The organism is Aciduricibacillus chroicocephali, assembly GCF_030762805.1.
Taxonomy (GTDB): Bacteria; Bacillota; Bacilli; order Bacillales; family Amphibacillaceae; genus Aciduricibacillus; species Aciduricibacillus chroicocephali.
In genome coordinates this window covers 1326410-1351983 of the sequence record NZ_CP129113.1, presented here as the reverse complement: position 1 = coordinate 1351983, position 25574 = coordinate 1326410, and the positions used below count along the sequence as shown (strand labels likewise).

The following is a 25574-nucleotide window of genomic DNA, read 5'->3' as shown; positions in this document are numbered from 1 at the left end:
AAAATGTTCTTTTACGAATCAAGGGAAAGGAGAATAGATGTGCGGGAAAAACCAAAAATGGAATCACTTCTTCTAAACCAAATTAATGTACCTGAAAAGCTGTTGGAATGTTATACCTCACTTGGAATGGATGAAGTTGATCTAGCGATTATATTGCAAATCCAGAAATCATTACGTCATGAAAATCTTTTCCCGACTCCGGATGAGTTAAGCACGAAGCTTACAATTAGCGGCACTGAGTGTGGAATGGCTTTGCGCAAGCTTATCCAAAAAGGTCTTCTTGCCATGTCACAGCAACAAAATGAATCTGGTCAGATAACCGAAGTCTATAGCTTGGAACCACTTTGGGAAAAACTCATTTCCAATCCAAAAAAAGTAGAAGAAGAAGAGTCAGTTGATGGGGCTATTTTTTTGCTATTCGAACAGGAATTCGGCAGACCATTGTCACCTTTTGAAATTGACATGATGAATTCCTGGTTGGATGAGGATAAGATTGACCCAGCTTTAATTAAGGCTGGTCTTAGAGAGTCTGTACTGATGTCCAAGCTCAGTTTTAAATATATTGATAGAATACTGCGAGAGTGGAAACAAAAAGGGGTTCATACTGTCGACCAGGCGCGCCAAGCTAGCAAATCTTTCAGAAGCCGTCAAAACAGTCCGACAGTGAGCAAACCTAAGCGTGATACATCCTTTTATTATAACTGGCTTGAAGAGGAGGATTGATCAAATATGCTGAACAAAAAACAGATTCGTTTCTGTCTCGATACGATGGAGAGAATGTTTCCAGATGCTGAATGTGAGCTCGTCCATGAAAATCCGTTTGAACTGGTTATTGCTGTTCTTCTATCTGCCCAATGTACAGATGTATTGGTGAATAAGGTCACAAAATCACTTTTTGCTAAATATAAAAAGCCGGAAGATTATCTGGAAGTAACGTTGGAAGAGTTGGAGCAGGATATCCGATCAATCGGTCTGTACCGTTCCAAAGCGAAAAATATCCGTAAGTTATGCCAAGTTCTTTTGGAACAGTATGATGGGGAAGTGCCGAATACAATTGAAGAGCTGGAGAAACTGGCTGGAGTTGGACGAAAGACGGCCAATGTAGTAGCCTCTGTAGCTTTTGGAGTTCCTGCAATCGCAGTCGATACTCATGTTGAACGCGTTTCAAAACGTCTTGGAATTTGTCGCTGGAAGGATTCTGTTCTCGAAGTAGAAAAGACACTTATGAAGAAAGTTCCAGAAGAAGAATGGAGCGACACACATCATCGGATGATTTTCTTCGGACGTTACCATTGCAAAGCTCGAAATCCAGAGTGCCCAGAATGTCCTTTACTCGTCATATGCAGGGAAGGACAGAAGAGGATGCGCAAAGAAGAGAAGGAAAGACAAGTATAAAAGAGAGCCCATGCCATTTGGCATGAGCTCTTTTTTAGTCATTCTGATTTTCATCAGCTGGAGTATCATTCTGATTCTGTTCTTGATTCTGTTGGTCATTTTGATTTTGATTATCGTTTTGTTCATTATCATTTTGACCATTGTTGTTATTACCGGAATTACCGGTATCATTCGAATCAGACTGATTATCCTGATTGTTATTCTGGTTTTCGTCCTGTCCATTATTTTGTTCTTCATTTGGATCATTGGCTTGCTGCGAATCAGGTACGGAAACTTGTGTACTAGCTGGATCGCCACGTTCTCCATTTGCGAAAGGAGTGACGGTTATCGTGTAAGTTTTGCCAGGTTGTGCACCATTGATCGTAATGCCGTTGGAATTCGCGGTCTGTGTTTGACCATCAACACTCACTTCAAAGGTAGCAGACCCGTCATAATCCCAAGAGACATCTATAGCTCCGCTGCTCTCTGAGTAGCTTGCCTGCAGGTTGCTAACGGAAGAAAGTTTTTCATCTTCTGTGTCTTCACTTCCCGTGCTTACACTCACTGAGCGAGCTTCACTTTTCTCTGATGAAGATGTACTTACAGCAACGACTTGGATTTCATATTTGGCGCCTTGCTGCACACTTTCAATATTAAAGCTATCGTCTCCAGTTGTTCCGATATTCTGCATTCCGCCGCCATTCACACTTGCACTAACAACGAAGCTTGCATCTTCATCGGAATCATGATCCCAATCTACTTCAATACGATTGTTACTTTCATCGTAATTGGCTGTCAAATTGCTAACAGGTGGGAATCCATCTTCTTTTGGCTTCTGCACTTGCTGTGAAGGCGTATTTCCTTTGACAAATAATTCATTTGTCGTATTGCCAGAGGAGCCTGAAGCAATGACTGCTGGATTGGAACCTCTAACAACTGGTAATTCTACAACTGAATCCGGCTTGCTAAAGTCGGGACTTTGCTTGCCTTCAGACAGTTTTTCCATAGTATTTTTGAATAGGTAGAGCGGAATTTGCGTATTATTTGATCCTGGAATAACATCTTTCTTCCCATTATCATCAGTGTAACCGCCAGCCCAAACTGAAATTGTATAGTTTGTTGAATAACCAGCAAACCAGGCATCGGGACTGCCTTCACGGTCTGGCAAGCTTGTTGTACCAGTTTTTCCGGCAATCGGAACACCAGACACTTGCGCATTTTTACCAGTACCTTCTTGAACAACGGTTTTCATCATGTCCGTGACCATATAGGCAGTGTAGTCAGACATAGCTGCTTCAGGTTTCGGCTTCAAGTCAACTGTTTTGCCATCAGGATATTCCACTTTCAATACAGCATGTGGTTTGTTATAGACACCTTCATTACCGAATGCGCTATAAGCTCCAGCAAGCTGGAGTGGGGTAACTCCTGTACCGGTACCGCCAATTGCATCGCGAATAGAAATTTTATCATCCTTGAAATTAATACCAAGGCCCTCAGAGAATTTCTGGGCTTTGTCATAACCGGTCTCTTCCAACGTTTTAACTGCAGGTACGTTCAGAGACTGTGCTAGAGCATGGCGGATGCTCATCATGCCACCATAGGACCGGTTCCAGTTGCGAATTTCGCTATTGCCGACCTTGTATGGCTTGTCATCATTAATCTGATGGTAGGTTGACCATTTATTGTACTCAATGGCCGGGCCATAAGCGACGATTGGTTTCGCTGTGGAGCCAGGCTGTTGACCGCCCATAATAGCATTATTCCAGCCGTCTACATTTTCATTGTTGCGGTTTCCGCCAATTGCACGGATTTCACCGGTCTTTGTATCAACGACAGTCATACCGACTTGCATTTCTTTATCAGGATATGGAATTGGGTTGCTTTCACTATCAGTAAGAAGTGATTGAACATGATCCTGAGCTTTTGTATCTAGTGTTGTGTAGATTTTCAAACCGTCTGTATACATATTCGTCCCGTCGAGTTTTTCATCGATCTCTTTGCGGACTTCTTGAAGAAATGCTTGATAAGGCGTCTTTGTTTCCTGCTTTTTATCTGTAAGCAGGGAAGGGATATCCGTTTTAAGAGCCTCATCTGCCTGCTTTTGAGTAATCTTGCCATGACGTACCATCAATTTAAGCACTGTTTGCATACGTTCCTTTGTTAGTTCTGGATGTTCAAAAGGGTTGTATGCGGATGGACGCTGTGGCATCCCTGCAAGAATTGCTGCTTCCGGCAAGGTTAGATCCTTCAAGTCTTTCTTCCCGAAGTATGTCTCTGCTGCTGCGGCAACACCATAGGCACCGCTGCCGTAATAAATTTTGTTCAGGTACATTTGAAGAATTTCTTCTTTGGAATATTCGCGTTCGAGTTTTAGAGCGAGCCATTGTTCCTGAACCTTTAAGCTGATCTTTTTGTCAGGGCTCAAGAAAGCTCGTTCAACAACCTGCTGTGTAATTGTACTTGCACCTTCAGAACCGAATCCATTAGTAAAGTTAGCTTTTATAGCTCCGGCAATACGACGTAAGTCAATTCCATGGTGCTGGAAGAATCTTGAATCCTCTGTTGCAGTAACTGCGTCAATCAGTTCTTGAGGCAAATCATCATAGGTTACTTTTTGACGTTTTTCGTTCCCTACGGTAGCTACTACTTTCTTATTCATATCCAGTACTTGAGAAGGGAATGGATCTGAAAGTTTAGCTTCGTCGATATCAGGCGATGTTGCTATGAAATAAAGCAGCATCCCGCCGCCAATCAGGAAACAGGTGAGAAACACAATTCCCACAATTAGTCCTATTTTTCTAACGAGCGGTCTTTTGCGTGCTTTTGCTACTTTTTTTTGATTTCTTCGTCCCATTCGGGATTGGCCGTTATCCGCCATTTTTGCATTTCCTCCGTTCTAGAAATAAAGCTTGTCCACGATCGACAGATAATCAATTCTTGCCTGGTATCCGAAAGGGATCAGATGACCGGCTTCTTCTATATAATTGTAAGAAATAGATTTTCTGCCTCCTTGAAGATGTTTTGCCCAGCTTTCCAGTAATGACTCTGCCGAAAAATAAAAAGTTTTTCCGAGAGAGGCAAAACGGATAATCATAAAACAGATTCCTTCCTGTTTAATGACAGCTTCCATATGGGCAATTTGATGCTCATGGATATTCGAAAGTGGGAAGGATGTCTTATTCTTCGTTTCCTTTGCTTCAAAATCGATATGCCGTCCTTTATAGACGCCATTGTAGTCAGTGGTGGACGGTTGTTTGAAATATGCTTCCGTAATCACTGCCGCAGTGCGCTTCGGGTAATGTACGTTAACTATTTGCACGGGTGTCGGCTTTTTATGAATGAGGCCACGTCCGGTTGAGCGGTAGAATGCATTGGTCGCATTGATGTCCTCTTCAAGCGTCATGCCTCTGTTGCCATAGCCCTGGCTCGTACTACCGGCAGGGGAAACAGCTTTATCAACAACTGGTCTCTTCCCGTTCGGGTAATTCAATTTTCAGCCCCCTCCAATCATGAGAAATCCAACTTGTGCCCGGAAGCTGAACTTATTATATAACAAAACAACCCACTGCGCATGTTCTGCCAAATATTCTCGGCAGCGTCTACTTAAATATCTATTCGAAGCTAATTAAAAAATTCTAGGGGATTGTGCATCTTCTTTTCTAGTTTTGTCGAACGTGCAGGAGGTTTCATAGGGAGGGTAGAAACCAGCATACACACGAATATAGAAAACTAGAAACGGGGTATGTGTAAATGTATATGGAATCAATCAGGACAGTTGGGAGTTTTGCTCGTTTGGATGGAATGCTTGCGGTAATGGAAGATGAACTTGTTTCCATAACTTCCAAGATTGAAGATGAAATGGGTCTGCTTATTTCACGGGAGTTCAGAAACTTTCATGGAGAGATTGATCGAAGTGTGATTTCCATTCAAATGCTGTCTGATGTATTCCGCAAAGCGAATGGTTGTATAGAAGAAGACAATCCGCTAGAATATGAGTGAATTCAGATAGAAAGGTCGCGAGTTCATGAAGCTTCTGCAGGATACGACTTCACTGCTTGAACATATACAAAGATTGAAAAATGTTTTTTTAGAAGAGAAACCTCCGGCTGATTTTAAAGATAAAGCTTTCTTTGAAAGGGTTAAGGCGGATGCCAATCCAATTCATATGTTGCTTAACGAATGGGAAGAAGAAGCTCTATTATTTTTAAAGGCAAATACAAATGCACCTGTCCATCCGCATCAGATTGTTTCTACAAGAGAAAATATTGAACTTATCATTATGCATAGTCATTATTCGGATGTTAGAGAAAAAAGATATATGGAACTGAATATATCAGTTAATTATGTTCTCGGTATTCTGGAAGATTATCTTGATCGGTTGTGTAAGGCAGGTGCAATAGAATGAATAAAGAAGAACTTATACAAAAAGCGATAGAGGCAAGGGAATTGGCTTATGCTCCATATTCCAATTTCAGTGTCGGGGCTGTCGTTTTGACCGATTCCGGGAAAATTTACACGGGTTGTAATATAGAAAATGCTGCTTATCCGGTAACTTGCTGTGCTGAGAGAACGGCAATTTTTTCTGCAATAGCAAATGGGGAAAAGAATTTCACGGCTTTGGCAGTTGTTGCGGATACGGAGAAACCTGTTTCACCTTGCGGCTCGTGCCGGCAAGTGATGTCAGAGTTTTTCCAGGCATCTACACCGGTTACAATGGCTAATCTAAAAGGGGAAACAGTTACGTTTTCTGTTAGCGAACTGCTGCCGTTGTCTTTCGGGTTAAAACAGCTCCCTGAAGACCGTTAATAAGTTTTCGGGATATTTTTCCATTAGGCATGTTTAGTTCAATTTGGTTTAAAATTAAATTGACATTGGACAATTTGTTTGGAAAAATAGTAATGAGCTTGGGGAAATTGTGAGGTGAGCATGAAATGAGTCTGAACCGCGTACAGCTGAGTGCTAAAGATATTCTTGAGAAGGATTTCAAAACCACAATGCGAGGCTACAACCAGGAAGAAGTGGACGAGTTTCTCGACATCATCATTCAGGATTATGAATTCCTTCAGCAAGAAATCGAGAAGTTACAAATGGAAAACGAACGTTTGAAAAAGAACAATGATCAGGTACCTCGCCAGCGCAGCAATGTCCAACAGCAGTCGCCGGCGCAAAGCCAGCCCCATCAAGTAAATTATGATGTGCTAAAAAGACTGTCAAATTTGGAAAAAGCCGTTTTCGGTAAAAAGTTCGCCGATCCTGAGTTGGATTCCTGATTACAATAAAACGTTGCTGTATCTGAGTTGTAAAATGTGTTATAATAAGTGAATGAGTTGGATGCTTACGCAATTGCTGCATGTCTTCATGCAGAGGAAAGTCCATGCTCGCACAGACTGCGATGTCTGTAGTGTTCATGCTTGACGAAACGATAAGTCAAGGTAGCCTTGTATAAGGCTAACGGCAGGTAATTTTTCTAAGTCCCTTGCGGATATGAAAAATCCTTGAAAGTGCCACAGAGACGTAGCCGGTTCGGAAACGATCCGGGTGGAACGGGTAAACCCCATGAGCGAGCAACCCAAATTATGGTAGGGGCACCTTCGTGTAGGGAAACGAACCGATAGAAGGACAGGCTATATGCCTGTAGATAGATGATTGCAACCGGAGTACGAGGCTGACCACCGACTGCAGTACAAAGGAACAGAACATGGCTTATCAAGCATCCAATGGTCTTTTGGTGTTAAAGAGAACCTTTTGTGCGCAGCATCTGTGCATGAAAGGTTTTTTGTATTGTTTTAACTGTCTGCAAACTTTATATTTCCTTCAGGATTGTGGTAAACTATGTAGACGATTGAATGCTTATTCGGAAGGGACCTAAATTATATATGGCAGAACAGATTACTTTAGTTGCAACGGCAGCGATGGGCCTTGAATCTCTCGTCGCAAGAGAAGTGAAAGCACTTGGATACGAACCAGAAACGGAGAACGGCAGAGTTACATTCAAAGCACCAATCTCTGCAATTCCACGCTGTAACCTCTGGCTTCGTGTTGCAGACCGCGTAAAACTCCTAGTCGGTGAATTTGAAGCAAAAACATTTGATGAATTATTTGAAGGAACAAAAGCATTGCCTTGGGAACGTTTCATTCCGGAAGACGGGAAGTTCCCAGTAACAGGAAAATCGGTTAAATCCGAATTGTATAGTGTGCCGGATTGTCAGGCAATTGTTAAGAAAGCGATTGTTGAGAAACTTAAGTTAAAGCATGGCATGGCAAACCGCATGCCTGAAAATGGCGCGCTTCACAAAGTGGAAGTGTCTATCTTAAAAGATAAGGTAAGCTTGACGATGGATACATCAGGGGCTGGCTTGCATAAACGCGGATACCGTATAGGCCAGGGAGAGGCACCTCTTAAAGAGACAATGGCTGCAGCACTTGTTATGCTTACGAATTGGAAGCCGGAAGCACCTTTTATCGACCCGTTCTGTGGTTCAGGTACGATACCAATTGAAGCAGCACTTATTGGTCAAAACATAGCGCCTGGTTTTAATCGCTCATTTGATTCAGAAAACTGGAACTGGATTCGCAACAAACATTGGACAGATGCATTTAACGAAGCAGAAGACTTGGCGAATTATGATCAAGAATTGCATATCAGCGGTTATGATATCGATCATAAGTTGGTTGATATTGCTTCCGAGAACGCTATTGAAGCAGGGCTTGGAGATCTCATTACTTGGAAGCAGATGCAAGTAAGTGATCTTACTTTGCAAGGTGAGGGTGGTTATATTATCGGGAACCCTCCTTATGGAGAGCGGCTTGCTGATAGTGAACGCGTCCAGCAGATTTACCGTCAGCTTGGAGATGTCACGAAAGGGCATCCGACATGGAATGTATATATACTGACTGCATTTTCAGAGTTCGAGGAAGCCTATGGCAAAGAAGCGACAAAGAAACGCAAGCTGTTTAACGGCTTTATTGAAACAAATTATTACCAATACTTTGGCGAAAGCGAGTAATGGACTGAGCGCAGCGGAATGTGATCCGCTGCGCTCTTAATATTTATAGATGCAAAAGTACTCCATGACATCGATTGACTAAGAGGTAGCTTTGCCAACCTCACTGACGTTTCTAAAAAATTAAGCTACAGATGATTTTAATGTCTAATCTCAATAAAAGATGGTCACACTGAAGTTAACCGATTAACCCGTTGGAGTGGTCATAATTGTCATGGAGTGTAAGCATCATTTTTAGTATTCTCGTATTTATGCGGGTTTTGGAACATTCAATAAGCAGGGCCAATGAAGTTTGGCTCAGGAATCAGGGCAGAGTAGTCGAAAGCAGTATTCCATTTCGGACTTTTACTGTTTTGCAGATTTTGTTTTATTTATCGTTGTTCTTGGAAGTCACTTTACTTAACCATGCAGAGGAACAGCCTGATCTCTTTTGGGTAATTGTATTACTGCTACTGACTAGCACAAAAATTTGGTGCATGAGAGTACGTGGGACTTTTTGGAACTTGAAAGGTCTGCGTCTTGCACGTGTTGGTCTATTAAAATCCGGGCCTTATAAGTTATCCCGACATCCGGAATACTGGATTTTGGCAGGTGAATTGATTGCTGTTCCACTAATGTTTAAGTTATATGTAACGTTTGCGCTCTTTGTACTGTTGCACTGTTCACTCTTCATCGTTCAGATGCCGGAACAGTCACAAAGAAAGGTTTTATAAAACAATAAAAAGGGCATAGATCGAGTGATGGACTCGGTGCTATGCTTTTTTTGCGCTATCCATACATAATATTTAGCTTATAGCGTATTCATTTGTTATAATGAAAGCGCTTAAGGAAATTGTGAGTGTGACCTTTGGATTATAGGCACTCTCATGAAATCAGGCGAAGGGAGCATTTTGCATGAAAACCGATATTGAAATCGCACAGGAAGCCAAACTAGAACCCATCGAGGTGATTGCAGAAAAACTGGGTCTTACGAAAGATGACTGGGAGCCTTACGGACACACAAAGGCAAAAGTCTCAGACAAGCTTCTCCAGAAGAAAGCGAATGACCCTGATGGAAAAATCATACTAGTCACAGCAATCAACCCAACTCCTGCTGGTGAAGGTAAATCAACTGTAACGGTTGGTCTTGGCCAGGCAATGCACAAAATTGGAAAAAATGCTGTCATTGCGCTAAGGGAGCCTTCACTCGGTCCAGTAATGGGAATTAAAGGCGGCGCTGCAGGCGGTGGCTATTCCCAAGTGTTACCGATGGAGGATATCAACTTGCATTTCACCGGTGACCTTCATGCAATTACAAGCGCCAATAATGCGCTTGCTGCTTTGATTGATAATCATATCCAACAAGGTAATGACCTGAACATTGATCCACGCCGTATCGTTTGGAAGCGTGTTATTGACATGAATGATCGTGCACTTCGCGAGATCGTCATTGGCTTAGGTGGTCCGAAAAAAGGTGTTCCACGTCAAGATGGTTTTAATATTACGGTAGCATCCGAAATCATGGCGATTCTATGTCTTTCCACAGGCATTGATGATCTCAAAGAACGTCTTTCAAATATCGTATTTGGCTACACATATGATGATGAACCTGTAACTGTCAGAGATTTGAAAGTTGAAGGGGCATTGACATTACTTCTTAAGGATGCAATTAAGCCAAACCTTGTACAAACGATTGAGAATACACCAGCAATCATTCACGGCGGTCCATTTGCGAATATTGCGCATGGCTGTAACAGTCTTATTGCTACTAAGACAGCAGCGAAGCTTGGAGACTATGTTATTACTGAAGCAGGTTTTGGAGCGGATCTCGGGGCTGAGAAATTCCTTGATATCAAGTCGCGAATTGGTGATTTTGAGCCTGCTGCTGTTGTAATTGTTGCGACAGTTCGTGCGCTTAAAATGCATGGAGGCGTAGCAAAAGACAACTTGAAAGAAGAAAATGTTGACGCTTTGAAAGCCGGAATGGAAAACCTTGAGAAGCATATTGAAACGGTCAATGAATTCGGTCTCCCGTACGTAGTGGCGATTAACAAATTCCCTACCGATACAGAAAATGAGACTTCATTTGTTGAAAATTGGTGTGAAGAACGCGGTATTAAAGTAGCACTTACTGATGTGTTCGCTAAAGGCGGCGAGGGTGGTATTGATCTTGCTAAAGCAGTTGTTGAACAAATTGATACTGCTGAAAGCAACTTCAAACGCCTTTACGATCTAGATATGTCTCTTGAAGATAAAATCCGTACGATTGCTACGAAAGTATATGGAGCTGCAGATGTAGATTTCTCTCTACCTGCGAAGAAGCAACTTGCTCTTTATGAGAAGCTTGGATGGGGCAAATTGCCAGTATGTATGGCCAAAACACAGTATTCACTCTCTGACAATCCGGCATTGCTTGGCCGTCCGAGTGGATTTACAATTAATATAAGAGAGGCTAGACCTTCCATTGGTGCAGGATTCATTGTCGTCCTTACAGGGGATGTTATGACAATGCCTGGTTTGCCTAAGCAACCAGCTGCCTTGAAGATGGATGTTAAAGAAGACGGCAAAATTGTCGGCTTGTTCTAATTAAATCATTTGTTCATGAAGTCCATGAAGCGTAAATTGCGCTTCATGGACTTTTTAGATACTTAAGATTTTTATGGATTTCATACATAACGTGCAAAAAGTGAATCTACTGGTTACAATAAGGTTAGACATATAGTGAAAGAAGTGAGCACGTTTTATGGTAACAGGTGAGAAAGCCTATTTAGAATTATGCAGTCACATCTTGAAAAACGGGTACAGAAAAGGAGACCGAACAGGCACAGGCACTTATTCTGTTTTTGGAGCACAAATGCGGTTCGATCTTCAAGAAGGCTTCCCTTTGCTGACTACAAAGAAAGTCCCTTTCCGACTTGTAGCGAGTGAATTGCTATGGTTTATTAAAGGCGATACGAACATCCGCTACTTGCTTGAAAACAATAATAATATTTGGAATGAGTGGGCGTTTAAAAACTGGGTTGAAAGCAATGAGTATGAAGGTCCAGATATGACTGATTTCGGAAGGCGTGCAGCAACAGACTCTGAATTTGCAAAGATTTATGATGAGGAAATGGAAGAGTTCAAAAAGCGTATTTTGAGTGATGGCAATTTTGCTCATATATACGGTGAACTTGGAAGTGTCTATGGCAAACAATGGCGCAATTGGCATACTTCCAAAGGGGAGACGATTGATCAGCTTAAAGAGGTTGAACAATCAATCCGTAATAACCCGGATTCAAGAAGACATATCGTGTCTGCGTGGAATCCAGAGGATTTGCCAAGTATGGCTTTACCGCCTTGCCACACACTTTTTCAATTCTATGTAGCTGATGGCAAGCTCTCATGTCAGCTTTACCAGCGCTCGGCCGATATTTTCCTTGGTGTTCCGTTCAATATAGCTTCGTATGCACTGTTGACTCAGCTGCTCGCTCAAACGTGCGGGCTTGAACCTGGCGAATTCATCCATACACTTGGTGATGCGCATATATATGCAAATCATGTTGAACAGGTTAAAGCTCAGCTTGAAAGAGCTCCTAGAGAATTGCCACAACTTGTGCTTAATCCTGATATCAGCTCTCTATTTGATTTTGAGTTGAAAGATATGGAAATTAGAGGCTATGATCCTCATCCTTCCATCAAGGCACCTATTGCAGTATAACTGACCGAATTGCCTCTTATTCGTTGAAATTCACTTATAACCATTAATCAAGTTAATACATTCAGGAGGAGTTCTAATGATATCTTTACTAGTTGCAATGGACAAAAACCATGTAATCGGAATGAATAATGACTTGCCGTGGCATTTGCCTCGCGACTTGAAATTTTTCAAAGAGAAAACAATGGGAAAGCATATTATTATGGGGAGCCGCACTTATGATTCAATAGGCAAGCCCCTCCCTAATCGCATTAACACAGTTATTACGAGAGATATTGTCGGCTATCCAGATGAAGTTCAGCTCATTCATGACATGAACACATTGAAGAAATGGAATGCTAAAGATCCAGAGGAAGAATTGATTGTTATCGGCGGCGGTAATATATTCAAGCAAGTTTTGCCATTTGCAGATAAAATGTACATTACACTCATCGATGAAGAATTTGAAGGAGATACTTATTTCCCTGAGTTCTCAGAGTCTGATTGGAACTTGGTTAAGAAAGATAAAGGGATAAAGGATGAAAAAAATCCTTATGATTATTACTTTATGGAATACGAACGTAAGTAAATTAAGGGGAGATTGAATGCGTATTGTTGGAGCGGTTCTTGCAGGTGGCGCTTCTTCACGAATGGGTACTGACAAATCAATGCTTTCGATTGGCGGTACCCCGGCAATTAAACATATTTGTACGAATTTAGAAAAGGTGGTCAATGAACTTGTGTTGATCACCCATAAGCCCGATCAATATGATTTCTTAAATATACCTGTTTATCAGGATGTTTTCCCAGGGAAAGGTCCGCTTGCCGGGCTTCATTCAGTTATGTATCACAAACCCGCTGATGCCTATTTACTTGCAGCATGTGATATGCCTTTTCTGAATCAGGAGGTTTGCGAGTTTCTCGTTAAGCAGTTACCAGGATATGATGCTGTACTGCCAGTATATGCTGGTAAACGCCAACCTCTTGCAGCAGTTATTGGGTATAAGGCATTTCCTGTTATTCAAAGGATGCTGGAAGAGAATCAGCTCAAAATCGGATTGTTATTTGAACAGATCCGTACGAAGGAACAGTGTGAGTTTCCATTTCCTGATAAGGTTCTAGTTAAGCATTTTTTTAATATGAATCATCCCCATGAATATGAAAAGGCAAAAGAGTATTTCACGAACTGATTGACTTTTTGAAAAATTAGGATGCGGATTGTGTTCGCATCCTTTATAATGTATGTAACTTCTATGATGGACAATTATACAACGTGAAAATTGCTTTTGGAGTGGTGTATATGAATATTTTTAGCAACATCGGCTTCCCTGGGCTTGTTCTTATTGTTATTATAGCTCTTGTTGTCTTTGGACCGTCTAAACTCCCCGATATTGGGAAGGCGTTTGGAAGTTCTTTAAGGGAATTCAAAAATGCAACGAAGGATATTATGGAAGATGACTCTGATACATCAAAGCAACAGAACAAAGGATAGATTATTGCTTTAAGGGAGGTGCAGAGGTGGACAGCCATGCATCTTCTTTTTAGATTTAGAGGGAGCGGGTAGGGATGATCCATCCACAAATGACGGATGAAAAAGAAATGAATGTAGTTGGACATCTGTCCGAACTGCGTAACAGACTCATATTGACCGCAGTAATATTTATTACGTTTTTCATATTAGCATTTATTTATGTTAAAAAAATCTACGCATTTTTTGTACAAGATCTATCCTTCCAGCTGAATATTACAAGCCCTGGAGATATAATATGGGTTTATTTCACGATGGCAGGTATTGTTGCTCTTGCCTTCACATTACCTGTTATTGCAGCACAGGCGTGGCTATTTATTAAACCAGCCCTTACACCAGCTGAGAGAAAAGCTTCACTACCATACATTCCTGCTGTTTTCTTATTGTTCGCAGGAGGACTTGTATTCGGTTACATGATTTTCACTAAGCTGATATTGCCTTTTCTACTTTCCTTGAATAATGGTATGTTTAATGAATTATTTACAGTAGATAAGTATTTTAAGTTCATGTTCCATTTAGTACTGCCATTTGCACTTTTCTTTGAAATTCCTATTTTTGCTATGTTCCTGACAAGTCTTGGTGTAATCACTCCTGATTTTTTACGCAAAATACGTAAATATGCATATTTTGTACTTGTAATTGCGGGTGCAGCCCTGACACCACCTGATTTCTTCTTACAACTCGTTGTGGCGGTTCCGCTAATTCTGCTTTATGAGGCAAGTATATATTGTTCAATGGCTGTTTATCGCAGAAAATTAAAGAAAATGAACGAGCTTGAATAAAATACGGAGGTAATACCAATGCGTTCCTTTTATCAATATGCAAAAAGCTATCGAGGAGAATTGAAGATCACCGATGAAGGACGATTGGCTGAATGGATTGTTGATGATTTTGACTTTCCAAAACAATCAACGGACTATGATGAACTAAGTGAATATATTGAATGGAATAGTCCTTTTCCTGGGGCTGCTTCGGTATTTGATAAGCTTTGGACTGAATATTTGGAGAGGAGATAAGGGGGCTTAAATACCCTCTTATCTTATAAAATATATTTAAACAAACGTTTGATTAAATAATGCAAAAAACAATAGGATATGCTAAAAAACCTTGTCAGCTCTGCCTTTTTTACGATAATCGAGTCTGTTACATGAAAATTTTGCGGTTGCCCGGGAAATAGTTTGCTTCATGCTCACGCTCTCATATGTTTCTGCGTAAGCTGACATTAGAGATAGTGAAGGAAAGGAGTGTGCTTCATGTTCGATTTCGGTAATCGTACTGAACATTCATCTATGCGAAGGCCTGACAGGTTTACAAGAAAGCCTGAAATCACGCAAAATATTAGTAAGCCCTCTTCTGATGGGATTATGGGCCATTTAGATAAAATTCAGCAATTCGTAAATGCTGTAGAGAGAACAGCTCCGTATATTGAAGAATACGGTCCATTTATAAAAAACCTTCCGCAAATGTATCGGATGATCAAAGCTTTCAAATCACTTGAAACAGAAGAACAGGATTCATCTGCTAGTGATGGGGAATCTCAAAAAGCGGAAACCACTAATAAAGGTGAGGAAGAGATACATGAGGCAGTGGAAGATGAGCAGAATATCCCCAAGGATGGAACATCCAAGCCGAGACTGTTTATATAATGCTCGAGTTTTGCCACTTGCTTTTTTCGGGAAAACGATAAAGAATAGGCATAGCAGCTTTTTATATTGGAGGGATTAAACTTGTCGGAAAACACACAATTGGCTACGTTTGCAGGAGGTTGTTTCTGGTGCATGGTTCAGCCGTTCGATGAGCGACCTGGAATTAAGTCTGTAGTCTCCGGTTACACAGGAGGAACGGTTGAGAACCCGACATATGAACAAGTATGTTCCAACGAAACGGGTCATGTAGAGGCAGTCCAAATAGAATTTAATCCCGATATCATGCCGTATGAGCGACTTGTAGAGACGTTCTGGCAACAAATTGATCCTACAGATCCGGGCGGGCAATTCCATGATCGTGGGGAATCATACAAGACAGCAATCTTCTACCATGATGAAAATCAAAAGGAAATTGCCGAAAAATCAAAAGCCAATCTTGAAGCTAGTGGCAGATTCAAAAAACCAATTGCTACAAAAATTCTGCCGGCAAAACCTTTTTATCCTGCTGAGGACAAGCATCAGGATTATTATAAGAAGAATGCTTTCCACTACAGGCTTTACAAAAAAGGCTCTGGACGTGAAGATTTCATTAAAGATAACTGGAAGCCTGAAAAACTGGATAAAGCTGTGTTAAAGGAAAAACTGACACCGATTCAGTATAAAGTAACACAGGAAAACGGAACAGAGCGTCCTTTTGAAAATGAGTACTGGAATAATGAAAAAGAAGGCCTTTATGTAGATATTGTAACAGGAGAACCTCTGTTCTCTTCGCAAGATCAATTTGATGCAGGGTGTGGGTGGCCGAGTTTTTCAAAACCTGTTGATCCTTATGATGTAACAGAGCATGAAGATCAATCCTTCGGTATGCGCCGTGTTGAAGTGCGAAGCCGCAACTCAGATTCGCATCTCGGTCATGTCTTTGATGATGGGCCGAAAGAACTTGGTGGATTGCGTTATTGCATCAATTCAGCAGCACTTAGATTTATTCCAAAAGACAAACTGGAGAGCGAAGGTTACGGAGAATATAATTATCTCTTCAAGTAAAAGGAGAACAAACAAAATGATTCATAAAAATTGGGAAAACAGACCAACAATCAAACAGATTAAATGCGAACATGTTAATGCGAAAAAATTTGTTGTCAATAAAAAATTGACACCAGGAAAAATATACGATGTTAAAAATGAAACAGAAGAATTTTATTTTATTCTTGATAACAGCGATCGAATTGCCGGTTTTCATAAAGAGTACTTCAGCGAAGTCAATTAACTAAAACGGGTCCTTTATAAGGGCCCGTTTTAACATTCCATGCTCAACTTGAAAATTTCTGAACTCTTTTTATAGATTTCATCTAATTGGGATAGAGGGAGAGGATTCACACCGTGACCAAGCTCCAATGTAAAAGCAGGTTTTCGAAATTCCTGTAAGTACCAGTCTTTGAACCCCGCATAGTTATCGATATCTCTTACCGCTTTATAACCGCTTTTTTCTGCATATTGCTGTACAATTTCTTCGCTTTCTTTTGGCTCGAAATCTTGAAATCCCCAATAAATTTCTTCTCCTTGTGTGTGTAGGGCGTGCAATCTAGCTATATTATTTTCTTTGGCAAACTGAACCATCGCAATCGATTCGGGTTCAGTCAAGGGTGCATAGCCCGGATAATCTCTAAAATGTGGAGATTTCGGTTTTCTTTCTGCCTCTATCTCCCATCCAGCAGGAAATTGTTTATTCAGATCGACACCGCGAATATTTGCTTTCCAGTTTGAAAAACTTGTTATCCCTTCATTGATTTTAATAACTTCGTCTTTAAATGGCCCTCCGAGTTCATAGCCACCTAATACGAGGTCAACTCCATCTGGATTGACCATTGGAATGATGGAGAGTGCATAGTTCGTTTGTGGTGCTTTTTTGTTGTACTCAGAAGCATATTCTTCTAGAAAACGCATTGCGATAAGTGTGGTAATCCACTCATTAGCATGAAAAGAAGCGTTATAATGGATGATTTCTGTTTCTGTACCGATTCGCAGTTCAAAAATTTCTTTTCCAAGTACCGAATGACCAATTGTATTTTTCTGAATAAATGGATACTCGTTGATAAGCTGGTCTACTTTCCTGGCTAATTCTTCATAAGTTAGAGCTTTATTAAATTGAAAAACACGATCCGTCTTTTCCAAGCATGTCATCCTCTCAGTCGGAAATAATATCATTGTATGCAGCCAATTTCTTTTAATGTCTTTCAAAATATGGGAATACTGCTGTATAATAAGTTGTAATGAGAGCATCGAGATTTGAATGAGGAGGGATTGCTGTGGCATTTGTTATTACTTCGCCCTGTAAAGAGGAATTAGCTGGCGAATGTGTGGAAGTGTGTCCTGTAGACTGTATCGAAAAAGGCGAAGGCATGTTCTTTATCGACCCGGATATCTGCATTGATTGTGGCGCATGTGAAGCTGTTTGTCCTGTGGAAGCGATCTATTTTGAAGATGAAGTACCTGCAGAAGAAGAAGAGTATATTTTAATTAATCGTCAATATTTCGAAAATAAATGATGAAAAGCTGCCATTATGGCAGCTTTTTTGCTTTTTTATTCTATATTATTTTGTATATGGGGAAGATGGTAAAGGAGTTAAATTGTATTAGCAACATAAGGAGAGTGCCCCATATGACGAAAAGTAATTTACCTGAAGAAAGTAAATCCGCATGGCTTAAAAATGCCGGAACCAATTATCCTCCATTAAATGAATCGATTGAAGCAACTGTTGCAATTGTAGGTGGAGGGATTACTGGTGTAACAGCAGCCTATCTCCTTGCTAAATCAGGAGTCAATACAGTACTTGTAGAAGCCGATCGAATATGCGGTGGAACTACAGGACATACAACAGCTAAGATTAGTGCCCAGCATGGATTGATCTATGACACTTTAATTAACAATACAAGTGAAAATGAAGCTAAGCTGTATTATCAAGCAAATGTTGAAGCAATGAGCTTGATTGAACGACTCGTTAAAGAACATAACATCGATTGTAATTATGAGAAACATGATGCTTATGTATACACAAATGAAAAAAAACAGCTGGAACAATTAGAAAAAGAAGCCGATGCATATAAAAAGCTAGGTATTAATGGTGAAATGGTCAATGAAATTCCTCTTGAAATTCCAATGATTTCTGCATTGAAAATGTCAGACCAAGCTCAATTCCATCCTGTTAAATATATTCATGCATTAGCTGAGCAAGCACAAAATTCAGGAGCAAGAATATATGAGGCTTCGCCAGCTGAAGATATTAAACCTGATGATCGCCCGTGTGTAATTTTACGTAATAAAAAAGAAATCAAATGTGATTTTATTATTATCGCTTCACATTTTCCTTTCTGGGATAAACAAGGACTATATTTTGCGAGAATGGAGCCACAGAGATCATATGTCAACGCAGTAACAAATCCTAACAAGTATCCCGGAGGCATGTATATTAGCGCGGAACAACCGACGAGATCGATACGTTATATGAAAGATGATGAGCATGGAGAATTATGGCTTATTGGCGGAGATGGCCACAAAACTGGCCAAGGCGATCCTGAGCTTCAACATTTCGAAACATTGCAGGAATATGCTGAAGATACTTTTAACGCAGGAGAAACAATATACCGTTGGTCTGCGCAAGATCCTGTGACTGTTGATAAAATCCCATATATTGGTCGGATTACTGAAGGCAAGCAACAGATCATGGTTGCAACAGGTTATGCAAAATGGGGTATGACACAAGGTACAATCGCTGCCCAATTAATGACAAATTTAATCCTAAAAAAAGAGTCACCATACAAAGACCTGTATAATCCTGGAAGGTCTATAAAAGGCAATACGATAAAAAATACGATGAGTTATAATCTTGATGTCGCAAAGCATTTAATTAAGGGCAAATTAGACTTCCATAATCAGCATGTAAATGAATTGGAATCAGATGAAGCTGCAATTACCCAAATGAATGGTCAGCGCGTCGGTGCATATAAAGATGATAATGGCGAATTATATTTGGTAGATACAACTTGTACGCATTTAGGATGCGAAGTAAATTGGAATTCTGGAGAAAAATCATGGGATTGTCCATGCCATGGATCCAGATTCTCATATACTGGAGAAGTTCTCGAAGGTCCTGCGGTGCAGCCACTTAAAAGATATAAACCAGAAACTGAATAATAACTATACTATAAAGTAAGCAGTCATTTAAGATGGCTGTTTATTTTTTCTTGAATATCTCAATATCAAAAGAATACTTGACTTATGGGATGTTTTTATATTTAATACCGATAATATATATTATGTAAACTAAAATCAAAAACGATCCTTTAGGGGACTTCTCACTAAGTCGCTATAATAAACGCTATTTAGAACTTAGACTTTATAGGCTCTTTTTTATTTCCAAGGAAACATAATTTAACTGAACGAACGATAACCTCCCCTCTCCGAAAAAGTTATGGTTCGGGGGTTACGTTATGGAGCTTCAAATAATACTTGATGACTTTTTGCTTTACATTGACAAAAACTACTCAGTTAATACTGAAAAAAAATATGCATTGGATCTGTAATTCAAAGTCTTCCAAATTACAAACAAATGTTCCCTTAAAATAAATAGTATTACTAAGCCTATTGTCCGTCGTTTCATTCAATACATACTGATTAATGATAAAGTTAAACCAAGTACAATGAAACACTTCCCTTTCATACTTAGGATTTCAGATCAAACGACTAGAAGACGTCTTGTTCTGGGCTGTAATAGAGAGTAATCAAGGTAGCACACGCCAGTCTCCATATCATAGTGGCAGCCCAGTATAACCTTATGACGATAACATTGCAGTGCGCATTGTAGTGATAGCAGTACTTATCAGCGCCTTTCTTAATTACTATTAGCTGGCCGGCTTTGGTGTAATAAAAGACCTGATGACCTGGTTCTTTCTGACTGTCTTATGAAATACATTCAGACTATGAACATCGTAGAATTAGTTTATTATCTTTCGTAGATCTCTTGATTAACAAAAGAGGTACAGCAATAAACGCGCACATCTTTTGTAAATAACTTTACTTAGCCAGAATTTTAAGCATAAATGCTCTCATGGCCCAATTGCTTAGCATTTCTATACATTTTTTTGGAAACATACCATTTTTAATTTAGGCTAGAAAATTTCAAAACAATAAATTAAACTCTTATTTCAAAGGTGAAATGTTTCTATTTCTGCTTCAAATTACTCACCTGATAAAAGGTTACGTCTGTATCAAATCATGCCAACTTATAGCAGAATGCCAATGTTACCGCCAAGAATTATAACGATTCCATGATTTCCTGCATAATTTTTTCATATATTTGCGATAATATTGGACATATCTTGAGGCAGAATGTTAGATTGTGTTCAGTAATTACCCTTCTTTATTCATATATGAGGATATTGGAAGGATTGCAGGGTTGTCATTTTCATTTAAAATATTAAGATACTCTGATTTTAAAAATCATCCTCTTTAACCATATAAAGCGCCTTCATTAATTGTGTATCATACATGAAGTAATAAACAATTAGTTCTAAAGAGAAGCTTAACCATTCATTCTTTAAATTTTTATATATGCTCTCCAAATTGAAATTTTGCTCTGTTGGATTCTCAAAGAACCAAGCTAACTTTAAAAAACTTTGTTCAATTTCATTTAACTTCGACAAGGTCTCATTTTGTAAAATCATATTTTGGTCTGAAGAGAGACAGCATTTAAGATTAGGCATTTTCTCTAAAATTCGTTCTGTAGCTCTTTTCACTAACAACACTCCTTGACATCATTAAAATTATGACATAATTGTAAACATTGAGAACGAAAGGAGAAGGTTTCCTTACCAAAGGAGAAATTCACCTGACGAAAGAAAGGAAATTTACCTCGAATTTTAGCGTTGTACACTATTAATCGCTAAAAGAATGACGATATTTCTTTATGTATCAATATAAGAAAAAACTCGTTTTTCACTTTGCTTATAACATAAAAAAAGACCTCTAGACGCAGAGGTCTTTTTTTAATTCTCAATTCAAAACCATTTACTATCATCCTTTTTATTCTTAAAATCACTTACTCTTCGCTTTAGCTTAAAGATCTTTGGTGAAGGATAACTTTCTTCCCATACTTTGAATCACTCGAACGAGATAATCTTCATATACTCCACCCTTTCAAAATTCTTCTTTAGGGCCTTTAACAGATAAACTTTATCTTCTTTTCATAGTTTTCCATTGTAATTTAAATTCTAATATATTATAAAACCCGGTTATTACGAATTCGGTCGGCCACAATAAAATAGTGCTAAGATCCAATACAAGTTTGGATCTTAGCACTGACACCAGGCTTTAATAAGGACCTAGAATCTTTTTGCACCAATATAATGTTTAGACCAGTAATACTTCCATTGCTCTGGAGTTGTCACTTCAACACCTGTATCTTCTGTACCAGCATGAATCATTTGATTATTTCCAATGTAGATACCACTGTGTGATACACCTGATTTATATGTATTTTCAAAGAATACAACGTCACCGACAGATGGTTTGCTTACATGTACTCCGTTATTTTCCCACATGCCAGCATGCGTACGCTCAAGTGAGATTCCTTGCTGACTGAACACATAGTTTATAAAACCACTGCTATCAAAGCCAGCAGGAGTTGTCCCACCGAATACATAAGGAGTGCCTACGAGACTCTTTGCTATGGCTACTGTATCATTTGTATTATCACTTGCTGCTGCTGTATTTGTAGTCTTAGCCGCAGACGTTTGTACTGGTTTACTTGTTTGAACCACATCTGAGCTTTTTGCATTAGTTCGATTTAAAGCGTTCAATGTCGGTTTATCGACAATCCCATCGGCATTCCAGCCTTGAGCGTATTGGAAAGCAATTACTTTTTCCTGAGTAATCGGGCCATAAATCCCATCAACTTTCAAATTATAGCCATGATCCTTCAGCTTTTTCTGCAAATCTGCTACTTCTTGTCCCTGCGCACCCTGTGGAATGACAATGCCAGCTGCGCTTTGTACAGGTGCGCTTGGTGCAGCACCATGTGCAAACGCACTGCCTGTAAGTACTGGGCTGAACATCATTGAAGTTGCTACCAATGCCATAACAGCACCTTTTCTTATAGTATATGTCTTCTTCATTTTAAATTACTCCCTCTATGTAAACTACTTATTAATTTCAACAGTTACTAGCCTAACATAATTAATTTACAGTCATATTTCAAAGTGACTACAAATTATGTAGAAATATGACATAGAAAATAGTGCCAGGTCCAAAAACAACTTGTAATTGTCTTAGACCTGGCACTAATTATCCAAATTATGTAATTGCATTCCTTTTTCTAGCAGATTTTAGCATTCAACTATTCCCGTAACGTTTTAAAATTCGTGCAGTATACTCCATAATTCTTTCAAAAGCGAGTGATTGTTTACTTTCATTATAATATCGATTTCGAATTGTTTCTATTATTGAATGCGGCAATGGTCTCCCCTTAATTAGAGGATAATATATATCATATCCTTTTTTCAAATGCTCCCATCTCAGATCATTACCTGGTTGAATATATTCCGAAACATCGATGAGTTTTGCCCTACCATTTTGCAACAGTATATTTTTTAAATGGATATCACGCGGATTTAAGCCTTTCTGACGCGCATATTCCCTTGCTCGGTCAACATCTTCAATAACCTGTTTTGGGATAGGTATACCTTTAAGTAAGCAATCATACAGAGTGATCCCTTCCTCAAATTTTAAAATAAGATAATTATCTTCATAACCGAAACACCTTGAAAAATAGGTTGATTCACCTAATAACTCATAAACTTTTGCCTCTATTTCCACTTTCTCTGTTTTATCATTAGCGTAAACTTTATATACTAGGGACGGATGGTCGATAGATTGAAAAACAGCCGCATCGGTCCCTATACCGATACATCTTAGATGACTGGGAAATCCATGAATTGAAACAGCTCGATTGTTAGGATTCGATGAAATATAAATAGGGGGTAAATGACGCTCGGCAATGACCGATTCCTCCTCCAAAAGTTACATCTCCTTTTATTATCTCATATCGTTTTACTAGTCTAATATAACTAATTAACTTTACAAGTATCCAATGTTATAATATGCAGCATTTAATAAATTAATATCAGTAAAATTATTAAATTGCTTTTGGAAGATCTGCTTCATATTATAAATTTTTTATCCTTGGTGAAATTATGTTAAACCCCGGAATGGTGGTCGTTTCAGAACCCTTTAGCAAGGGAATTGTACTTCACGTATTTAAATAGAAATCCCCGTTTCTTAAATACTACGGAGGTTGAAAACTATGTATAAAAATATTCTTGTTGCTATTGATGAATCTGAAATGAGCCAATCTGTACTAAATACAACCCTGCGAATTGCTGAGTCATGCTTCCCTACTGTTACCCTTCTATTTGTTGGGAGAGAATTTCTTCCTTTAACACCAGGTGAAGTGTATGTAACGAAGACTTACTTGGAAGAGCTTAATTCAAAGGAGCAAGAGCGTGGCATGTGGATGCTTGGTAAATATAATACTCAGTTAAAATCTAATGGTATTACTGCTGAGGAAGTTTTTCTGCAAGGTGATCCAGCTAAACAGATTCTGCAATATGCTAAAGATAAAAATCAGGAGATGATTATTATCGGCAGCCGTGGCTTAAGCGGCATAAAAGAAATGTTACTCGGCAGTGTTAGTCACAAGGTCTCCCAACTGGCAAATTGTCCGGTATTAATCGTTCATTAATACGGATGGAATAACAATCAAAAGAATTCATTGAAAATTGCCTTTTTTATTCAAAATGTTAAAAGCCAGACACCGGAATATCCTTGGTGTCTGGCTTGTTTTTATTCGTTCGGGTCGTTCTCTGCATCTTCATGTGTTTTATGCACCGTGCCTTTGACATGATCAGGTCCTCCGTAAATTGAATACAGCTTAAGTGGTTTATCGCCTGTATTTTTTACGTTATGCCACATATCTGCCGGTACAAGAATTACGTCCTCAGCCGATACTTTTCGCTCAAAGTTCAAATTATCTTCCGATGGACCCATCTGGCACAGGCCTTCACCTTGTTCAATCCTCAGAAACTGTTCGATGCCATGGTGAATTTCCAGACCAATCTCATCATTTGGAGCGATGCTCATTAATGTTACTTGAATTTTATCGCCTGTCCAAATCGTTGTCCGAAAATTACTGTTTTCAACTGTCGCATCCTCAATATTCAATACATAAGGTTCTTTTCCATGATCTTTATAATCAATACTCAACTGAAACACCCTCCTATTCTTTACAATTATTACCTTGTAGCTTAAAAAATAAACCAGTTGACTAATTCATCACCAAGAAAAATATATTTAATTCGGCCTAAACGTATGTTCAGTTTCTTTAGCAAGTTTTTCAGCAAGACTTTTTTTATATGCTAGCGGTGTCATCTTCAGTGACCTCCGGAAATTTTCTATAAAATAGCTAGTACTGTTAAAGCCTACCTTGTATCCAACATCAGTTATACTAAACTCTTCCTGTTGCAATAAAACAAGACTTCTTTGAATCCGGTAATCCTTAACATAATTTAACGGCGAAGTTTTCAAAATCCTTTTAAAGTAACGACAGCATTCAGCTCTGCTTAGTTCGCCTGCTTTTGCAATATCCTCTAATAATACCTTCTCTGCATAATTAAGATGGATCCAGCTTAACATTTGCTTCATTCGATGACTTTTCAGCATTTCTGTATGAATATATGTAGGTGGAAGTGCATTGAAAATTAAGTTCTTCCAAATTGCCGTAAGCTGCATCGTTATTCCAATCTCAAAGAAATCCGGCTTTTTCTCTATTAACTGTTTTATTTTTAAAATAGCTTCTATTAAGTACTTACCCCAAGCTTCATTTGCATCTATAAAAACATAAGGTAAGTTTGTTGCTTGAATATAAGGCACTACATATTTCTTGAAAAGTTCTTGTGGCAGCAGAAACCGCGGGGAAACATTCAAACAAATATAAACACAGTCTGTTTGTTCCTTCTCTTCCGCCATGTGCAAGCAGCCACTATTTATGAACAGACCATCACCTTCACATAATGCTACTTTATCTTCGTCTATTTGAAATATAGCTTCTCCTCTAAAAATCCAAACAAATTGAACTTCTTCATGCCAATGGAGCGGAATATAACCCATCGAATTATGTCTGATTTTTGTTTCATAACATGCAAGAGGTAACTCAACCGTACGATGTTCGGTCAGCTCTTTTAAACCTTTAGTAATTTTAAAGTTCTTTATCTGCAAACGAACACCTCAATATTCTTATATTTTCTTATTCAATTCA

At 39.2% G+C, this 25574-nt stretch carries 29 protein-coding genes and 1 other RNA gene; 22 read left to right on the top strand and 8 right to left on the bottom strand.

Features of this window, described 5'->3' with window-relative positions; all coding sequences use genetic code 11:
- Positions 1-39: 39 nt before the first annotated feature.
- The gene (locus QR721_RS07040; RefSeq protein ID WP_348029734.1) at positions 40-723 is read left to right on the top strand and encodes a DnaD domain-containing protein; all 684 of its coding nucleotides are present in this window, start codon (positions 40-42) and stop codon (positions 721-723) included.
- A 6-nt stretch (positions 724-729) separates the two neighbouring features.
- Positions 730-1395: an endonuclease III gene (gene nth / locus QR721_RS07035; protein ID WP_348029733.1), complete on the top strand. Its 666-nt coding sequence runs from the start codon at positions 730-732 to the stop codon at positions 1393-1395.
- Between the two features lie 34 nt (positions 1396-1429).
- Here the strand turns inward: nth and QR721_RS07030 are convergent, their stop codons facing one another.
- Positions 1430-4252, bottom strand: coding sequence for a PBP1A family penicillin-binding protein (locus QR721_RS07030; protein WP_348029732.1), 2823 nt, complete (start codon positions 4250-4252; stop codon positions 1430-1432).
- 18 nt (positions 4253-4270) lie between these two features.
- Positions 4271-4864 carry a Holliday junction resolvase RecU gene (gene recU, locus QR721_RS07025; RefSeq protein ID WP_348029731.1) on the bottom strand — a complete coding sequence of 198 codons (594 nt, stop codon included), beginning with the start codon at positions 4862-4864 and terminating at the stop codon, positions 4271-4273.
- Positions 4865-5124: 260 nt separating this feature from the next.
- Between recU and QR721_RS07020 the strand changes: the two genes are divergently transcribed.
- The 17 genes from QR721_RS07020 to QR721_RS06940 all read left to right on the top strand — a co-directional run bounded on the left by QR721_RS07020 (position 5125) and on the right by QR721_RS06940 (position 16474).
- Positions 5125-5373: a hypothetical protein gene (locus QR721_RS07020; protein WP_348029730.1), complete on the top strand. Its 249-nt coding sequence runs from the start codon at positions 5125-5127 to the stop codon at positions 5371-5373.
- Between the two features lie 25 nt (positions 5374-5398).
- Positions 5399-5779, top strand: a complete 381-nt coding sequence (locus QR721_RS07015) for a DUF1798 family protein (RefSeq protein ID WP_348029729.1) — start codon at positions 5399-5401, stop codon at positions 5777-5779.
- Complete coding sequence (locus QR721_RS07010) at positions 5776-6180, top strand: cytidine deaminase (protein ID WP_348029728.1); 405 nt, start codon at positions 5776-5778, stop codon at positions 6178-6180. The genes QR721_RS07015 and QR721_RS07010 overlap by 4 nt, the downstream gene beginning before the upstream one ends.
- A gap of 125 nt (positions 6181-6305) precedes the next feature.
- The gene (gpsB, locus tag QR721_RS07005; protein ID WP_348029727.1) at positions 6306-6644 is read left to right on the top strand and encodes a cell division regulator GpsB; all 339 of its coding nucleotides are present in this window, start codon (positions 6306-6308) and stop codon (positions 6642-6644) included.
- Between the two features lie 61 nt (positions 6645-6705).
- Positions 6706-7085: RNase P RNA component class B (gene rnpB / locus QR721_RS07000), an RNA gene on the top strand.
- 165 nt (positions 7086-7250) lie between these two features.
- A complete protein-coding gene (locus QR721_RS06995) occupies positions 7251-8381 on the top strand; it encodes a THUMP domain-containing class I SAM-dependent RNA methyltransferase (RefSeq protein ID WP_348029726.1) in 1131 nt (376 codons plus the stop codon).
- A gap of 206 nt (positions 8382-8587) precedes the next feature.
- Positions 8588-9091 carry an isoprenylcysteine carboxylmethyltransferase family protein gene (locus tag QR721_RS06990; RefSeq protein WP_348029725.1) on the top strand — a complete coding sequence of 168 codons (504 nt, stop codon included), beginning with the start codon at positions 8588-8590 and terminating at the stop codon, positions 9089-9091.
- A gap of 181 nt (positions 9092-9272) precedes the next feature.
- On the top strand, positions 9273-10943 hold the full coding sequence (locus QR721_RS06985; protein ID WP_348029724.1) for a formate--tetrahydrofolate ligase: 1671 nt from the start codon (positions 9273-9275) through the stop codon (positions 10941-10943).
- Between the two features lie 157 nt (positions 10944-11100).
- On the top strand, positions 11101-12057 hold the full coding sequence (locus tag QR721_RS06980) for a thymidylate synthase (RefSeq protein ID WP_348029723.1): 957 nt from the start codon (positions 11101-11103) through the stop codon (positions 12055-12057).
- 76 nt (positions 12058-12133) lie between these two features.
- On the top strand, positions 12134-12622 hold the full coding sequence (locus QR721_RS06975; protein WP_348029722.1) for a dihydrofolate reductase: 489 nt from the start codon (positions 12134-12136) through the stop codon (positions 12620-12622).
- A gap of 16 nt (positions 12623-12638) precedes the next feature.
- Positions 12639-13223 carry a molybdenum cofactor guanylyltransferase gene (gene mobA, locus QR721_RS06970; protein WP_348029721.1) on the top strand — a complete coding sequence of 195 codons (585 nt, stop codon included), beginning with the start codon at positions 12639-12641 and terminating at the stop codon, positions 13221-13223.
- Positions 13224-13339: 116 nt separating this feature from the next.
- A complete protein-coding gene (locus tag QR721_RS06965; RefSeq protein ID WP_348029805.1) occupies positions 13340-13525 on the top strand; it encodes a twin-arginine translocase TatA/TatE family subunit in 186 nt (61 codons plus the stop codon).
- A gap of 74 nt (positions 13526-13599) precedes the next feature.
- On the top strand, positions 13600-14343 hold the full coding sequence (gene tatC / locus QR721_RS06960) for a twin-arginine translocase subunit TatC (protein WP_348029720.1): 744 nt from the start codon (positions 13600-13602) through the stop codon (positions 14341-14343).
- Positions 14344-14361: 18 nt separating this feature from the next.
- Positions 14362-14577 (top strand): YozE family protein, encoded by a 216-nt coding sequence (locus QR721_RS06955; protein ID WP_348029719.1) that lies wholly within the window; start codon positions 14362-14364, stop codon positions 14575-14577.
- Between the two features lie 237 nt (positions 14578-14814).
- Positions 14815-15207: a VrrA/YqfQ family protein gene (vrrA, locus tag QR721_RS06950; RefSeq protein ID WP_348029718.1), complete on the top strand. Its 393-nt coding sequence runs from the start codon at positions 14815-14817 to the stop codon at positions 15205-15207.
- A gap of 132 nt (positions 15208-15339) precedes the next feature.
- The gene (gene msrB / locus QR721_RS06945; RefSeq protein WP_431189537.1) at positions 15340-16251 is read left to right on the top strand and encodes a peptide-methionine (R)-S-oxide reductase MsrB; all 912 of its coding nucleotides are present in this window, start codon (positions 15340-15342) and stop codon (positions 16249-16251) included.
- A gap of 16 nt (positions 16252-16267) precedes the next feature.
- Positions 16268-16474, top strand: a complete 207-nt coding sequence (locus QR721_RS06940) for a DUF6501 family protein (protein WP_348029716.1) — start codon at positions 16268-16270, stop codon at positions 16472-16474.
- A 29-nt stretch (positions 16475-16503) separates the two neighbouring features.
- Here QR721_RS06940 and QR721_RS06935 read toward each other — a convergent pair whose 3' ends face one another.
- A complete protein-coding gene (locus QR721_RS06935; protein WP_348029715.1) occupies positions 16504-17379 on the bottom strand; it encodes a M14 family metallopeptidase in 876 nt (291 codons plus the stop codon).
- A gap of 134 nt (positions 17380-17513) precedes the next feature.
- Between QR721_RS06935 and QR721_RS06930 the strand changes: the two genes are divergently transcribed.
- Together QR721_RS06930 and QR721_RS06925 are read left to right on the top strand one after the other, a co-directional pair.
- Complete coding sequence (locus tag QR721_RS06930) at positions 17514-17753, top strand: ferredoxin family protein (protein WP_348029714.1); 240 nt, start codon at positions 17514-17516, stop codon at positions 17751-17753.
- Positions 17754-17866: 113 nt separating this feature from the next.
- A complete protein-coding gene (locus QR721_RS06925) occupies positions 17867-19399 on the top strand; it encodes an FAD-dependent oxidoreductase (protein ID WP_348029713.1) in 1533 nt (510 codons plus the stop codon).
- Positions 19400-20697: 1298 nt separating this feature from the next.
- Here the strand turns inward: QR721_RS06925 and QR721_RS06920 are convergent.
- From QR721_RS06920 to QR721_RS06910, 3 genes are all read right to left on the bottom strand, one after another.
- Positions 20698-21000, bottom strand: a complete 303-nt coding sequence (locus QR721_RS06920) for a hypothetical protein (RefSeq protein WP_348029712.1) — start codon at positions 20998-21000, stop codon at positions 20698-20700.
- Positions 21001-21585: 585 nt separating this feature from the next.
- The gene (locus QR721_RS06915; RefSeq protein WP_348029711.1) at positions 21586-22377 is read right to left on the bottom strand and encodes a C40 family peptidase; all 792 of its coding nucleotides are present in this window, start codon (positions 22375-22377) and stop codon (positions 21586-21588) included.
- 217 nt (positions 22378-22594) lie between these two features.
- Positions 22595-23278, bottom strand: a complete 684-nt coding sequence (locus QR721_RS06910) for a serine/threonine protein kinase (RefSeq protein WP_348029710.1) — start codon at positions 23276-23278, stop codon at positions 22595-22597.
- A 286-nt stretch (positions 23279-23564) separates the two neighbouring features.
- Here QR721_RS06910 and QR721_RS06905 point away from each other — a divergent pair, with 286 nt between their 5' ends.
- Positions 23565-24002 (top strand): universal stress protein, encoded by a 438-nt coding sequence (locus QR721_RS06905; RefSeq protein ID WP_348029709.1) that lies wholly within the window; start codon positions 23565-23567, stop codon positions 24000-24002.
- A gap of 101 nt (positions 24003-24103) precedes the next feature.
- Here QR721_RS06905 and QR721_RS06900 read toward each other — a convergent pair whose 3' ends face one another.
- Positions 24104-24532, bottom strand: coding sequence for a cupin domain-containing protein (locus QR721_RS06900; RefSeq protein ID WP_431189524.1), 429 nt, complete (start codon positions 24530-24532; stop codon positions 24104-24106).
- A gap of 78 nt (positions 24533-24610) precedes the next feature.
- Positions 24611-25534: an AraC family transcriptional regulator gene (locus tag QR721_RS06895; RefSeq protein ID WP_348029707.1), complete on the bottom strand. Its 924-nt coding sequence runs from the start codon at positions 25532-25534 to the stop codon at positions 24611-24613.
- Positions 25535-25574: the final 40 nt, after the last annotated feature.

Bases quoted from the DNA above. Each gene is read 5' to 3' on its own strand.
- tatC (WP_348029720.1), top strand. From the start codon at position 13,600: ATGATCCATCCACAAATGACGGATGAAAAAGAAATGAATGTAGTTGGA.
- QR721_RS07010 (WP_348029728.1), top strand. From the start codon at position 5,776: ATGAATAAAGAAGAACTTATACAAAAAGCGATAGAGGCAAGGGAATTG.
- QR721_RS06925 (WP_348029713.1), top strand. From the start codon at position 17,867: ATGACGAAAAGTAATTTACCTGAAGAAAGTAAATCCGCATGGCTTAAA.
- QR721_RS06980 (WP_348029723.1), top strand. From the start codon at position 11,101: ATGGTAACAGGTGAGAAAGCCTATTTAGAATTATGCAGTCACATCTTG.
- QR721_RS06905 (WP_348029709.1), top strand. From the start codon at position 23,565: ATGTATAAAAATATTCTTGTTGCTATTGATGAATCTGAAATGAGCCAA.
- nth (WP_348029733.1), top strand. From the start codon at position 730: ATGCTGAACAAAAAACAGATTCGTTTCTGTCTCGATACGATGGAGAGA.
- QR721_RS07030 (WP_348029732.1), bottom strand. From the start codon at position 4,252: ATGGCGGATAACGGCCAATCCCGAATGGGACGAAGAAATCAAAAAAAA.
- mobA (WP_348029721.1), top strand. From the start codon at position 12,639: ATGCGTATTGTTGGAGCGGTTCTTGCAGGTGGCGCTTCTTCACGAATG.
- QR721_RS06940 (WP_348029716.1), top strand. From the start codon at position 16,268: ATGATTCATAAAAATTGGGAAAACAGACCAACAATCAAACAGATTAAA.
- msrB (WP_431189537.1), top strand. From the start codon at position 15,340: ATGGTTCAGCCGTTCGATGAGCGACCTGGAATTAAGTCTGTAGTCTCC.
- vrrA (WP_348029718.1), top strand. From the start codon at position 14,815: ATGTTCGATTTCGGTAATCGTACTGAACATTCATCTATGCGAAGGCCT.
- QR721_RS06955 (WP_348029719.1), top strand. From the start codon at position 14,362: ATGCGTTCCTTTTATCAATATGCAAAAAGCTATCGAGGAGAATTGAAG.
- QR721_RS06915 (WP_348029711.1), bottom strand. From the start codon at position 22,377: ATGAAGAAGACATATACTATAAGAAAAGGTGCTGTTATGGCATTGGTA.
- QR721_RS06985 (WP_348029724.1), top strand. From the start codon at position 9,273: ATGAAAACCGATATTGAAATCGCACAGGAAGCCAAACTAGAACCCATC.
- QR721_RS06995 (WP_348029726.1), top strand. From the start codon at position 7,251: ATGGCAGAACAGATTACTTTAGTTGCAACGGCAGCGATGGGCCTTGAA.
- QR721_RS07020 (WP_348029730.1), top strand. From the start codon at position 5,125: ATGTATATGGAATCAATCAGGACAGTTGGGAGTTTTGCTCGTTTGGAT.
- QR721_RS07015 (WP_348029729.1), top strand. From the start codon at position 5,399: ATGAAGCTTCTGCAGGATACGACTTCACTGCTTGAACATATACAAAGA.
- QR721_RS06975 (WP_348029722.1), top strand. From the start codon at position 12,134: ATGATATCTTTACTAGTTGCAATGGACAAAAACCATGTAATCGGAATG.
- gpsB (WP_348029727.1), top strand. From the start codon at position 6,306: ATGAGTCTGAACCGCGTACAGCTGAGTGCTAAAGATATTCTTGAGAAG.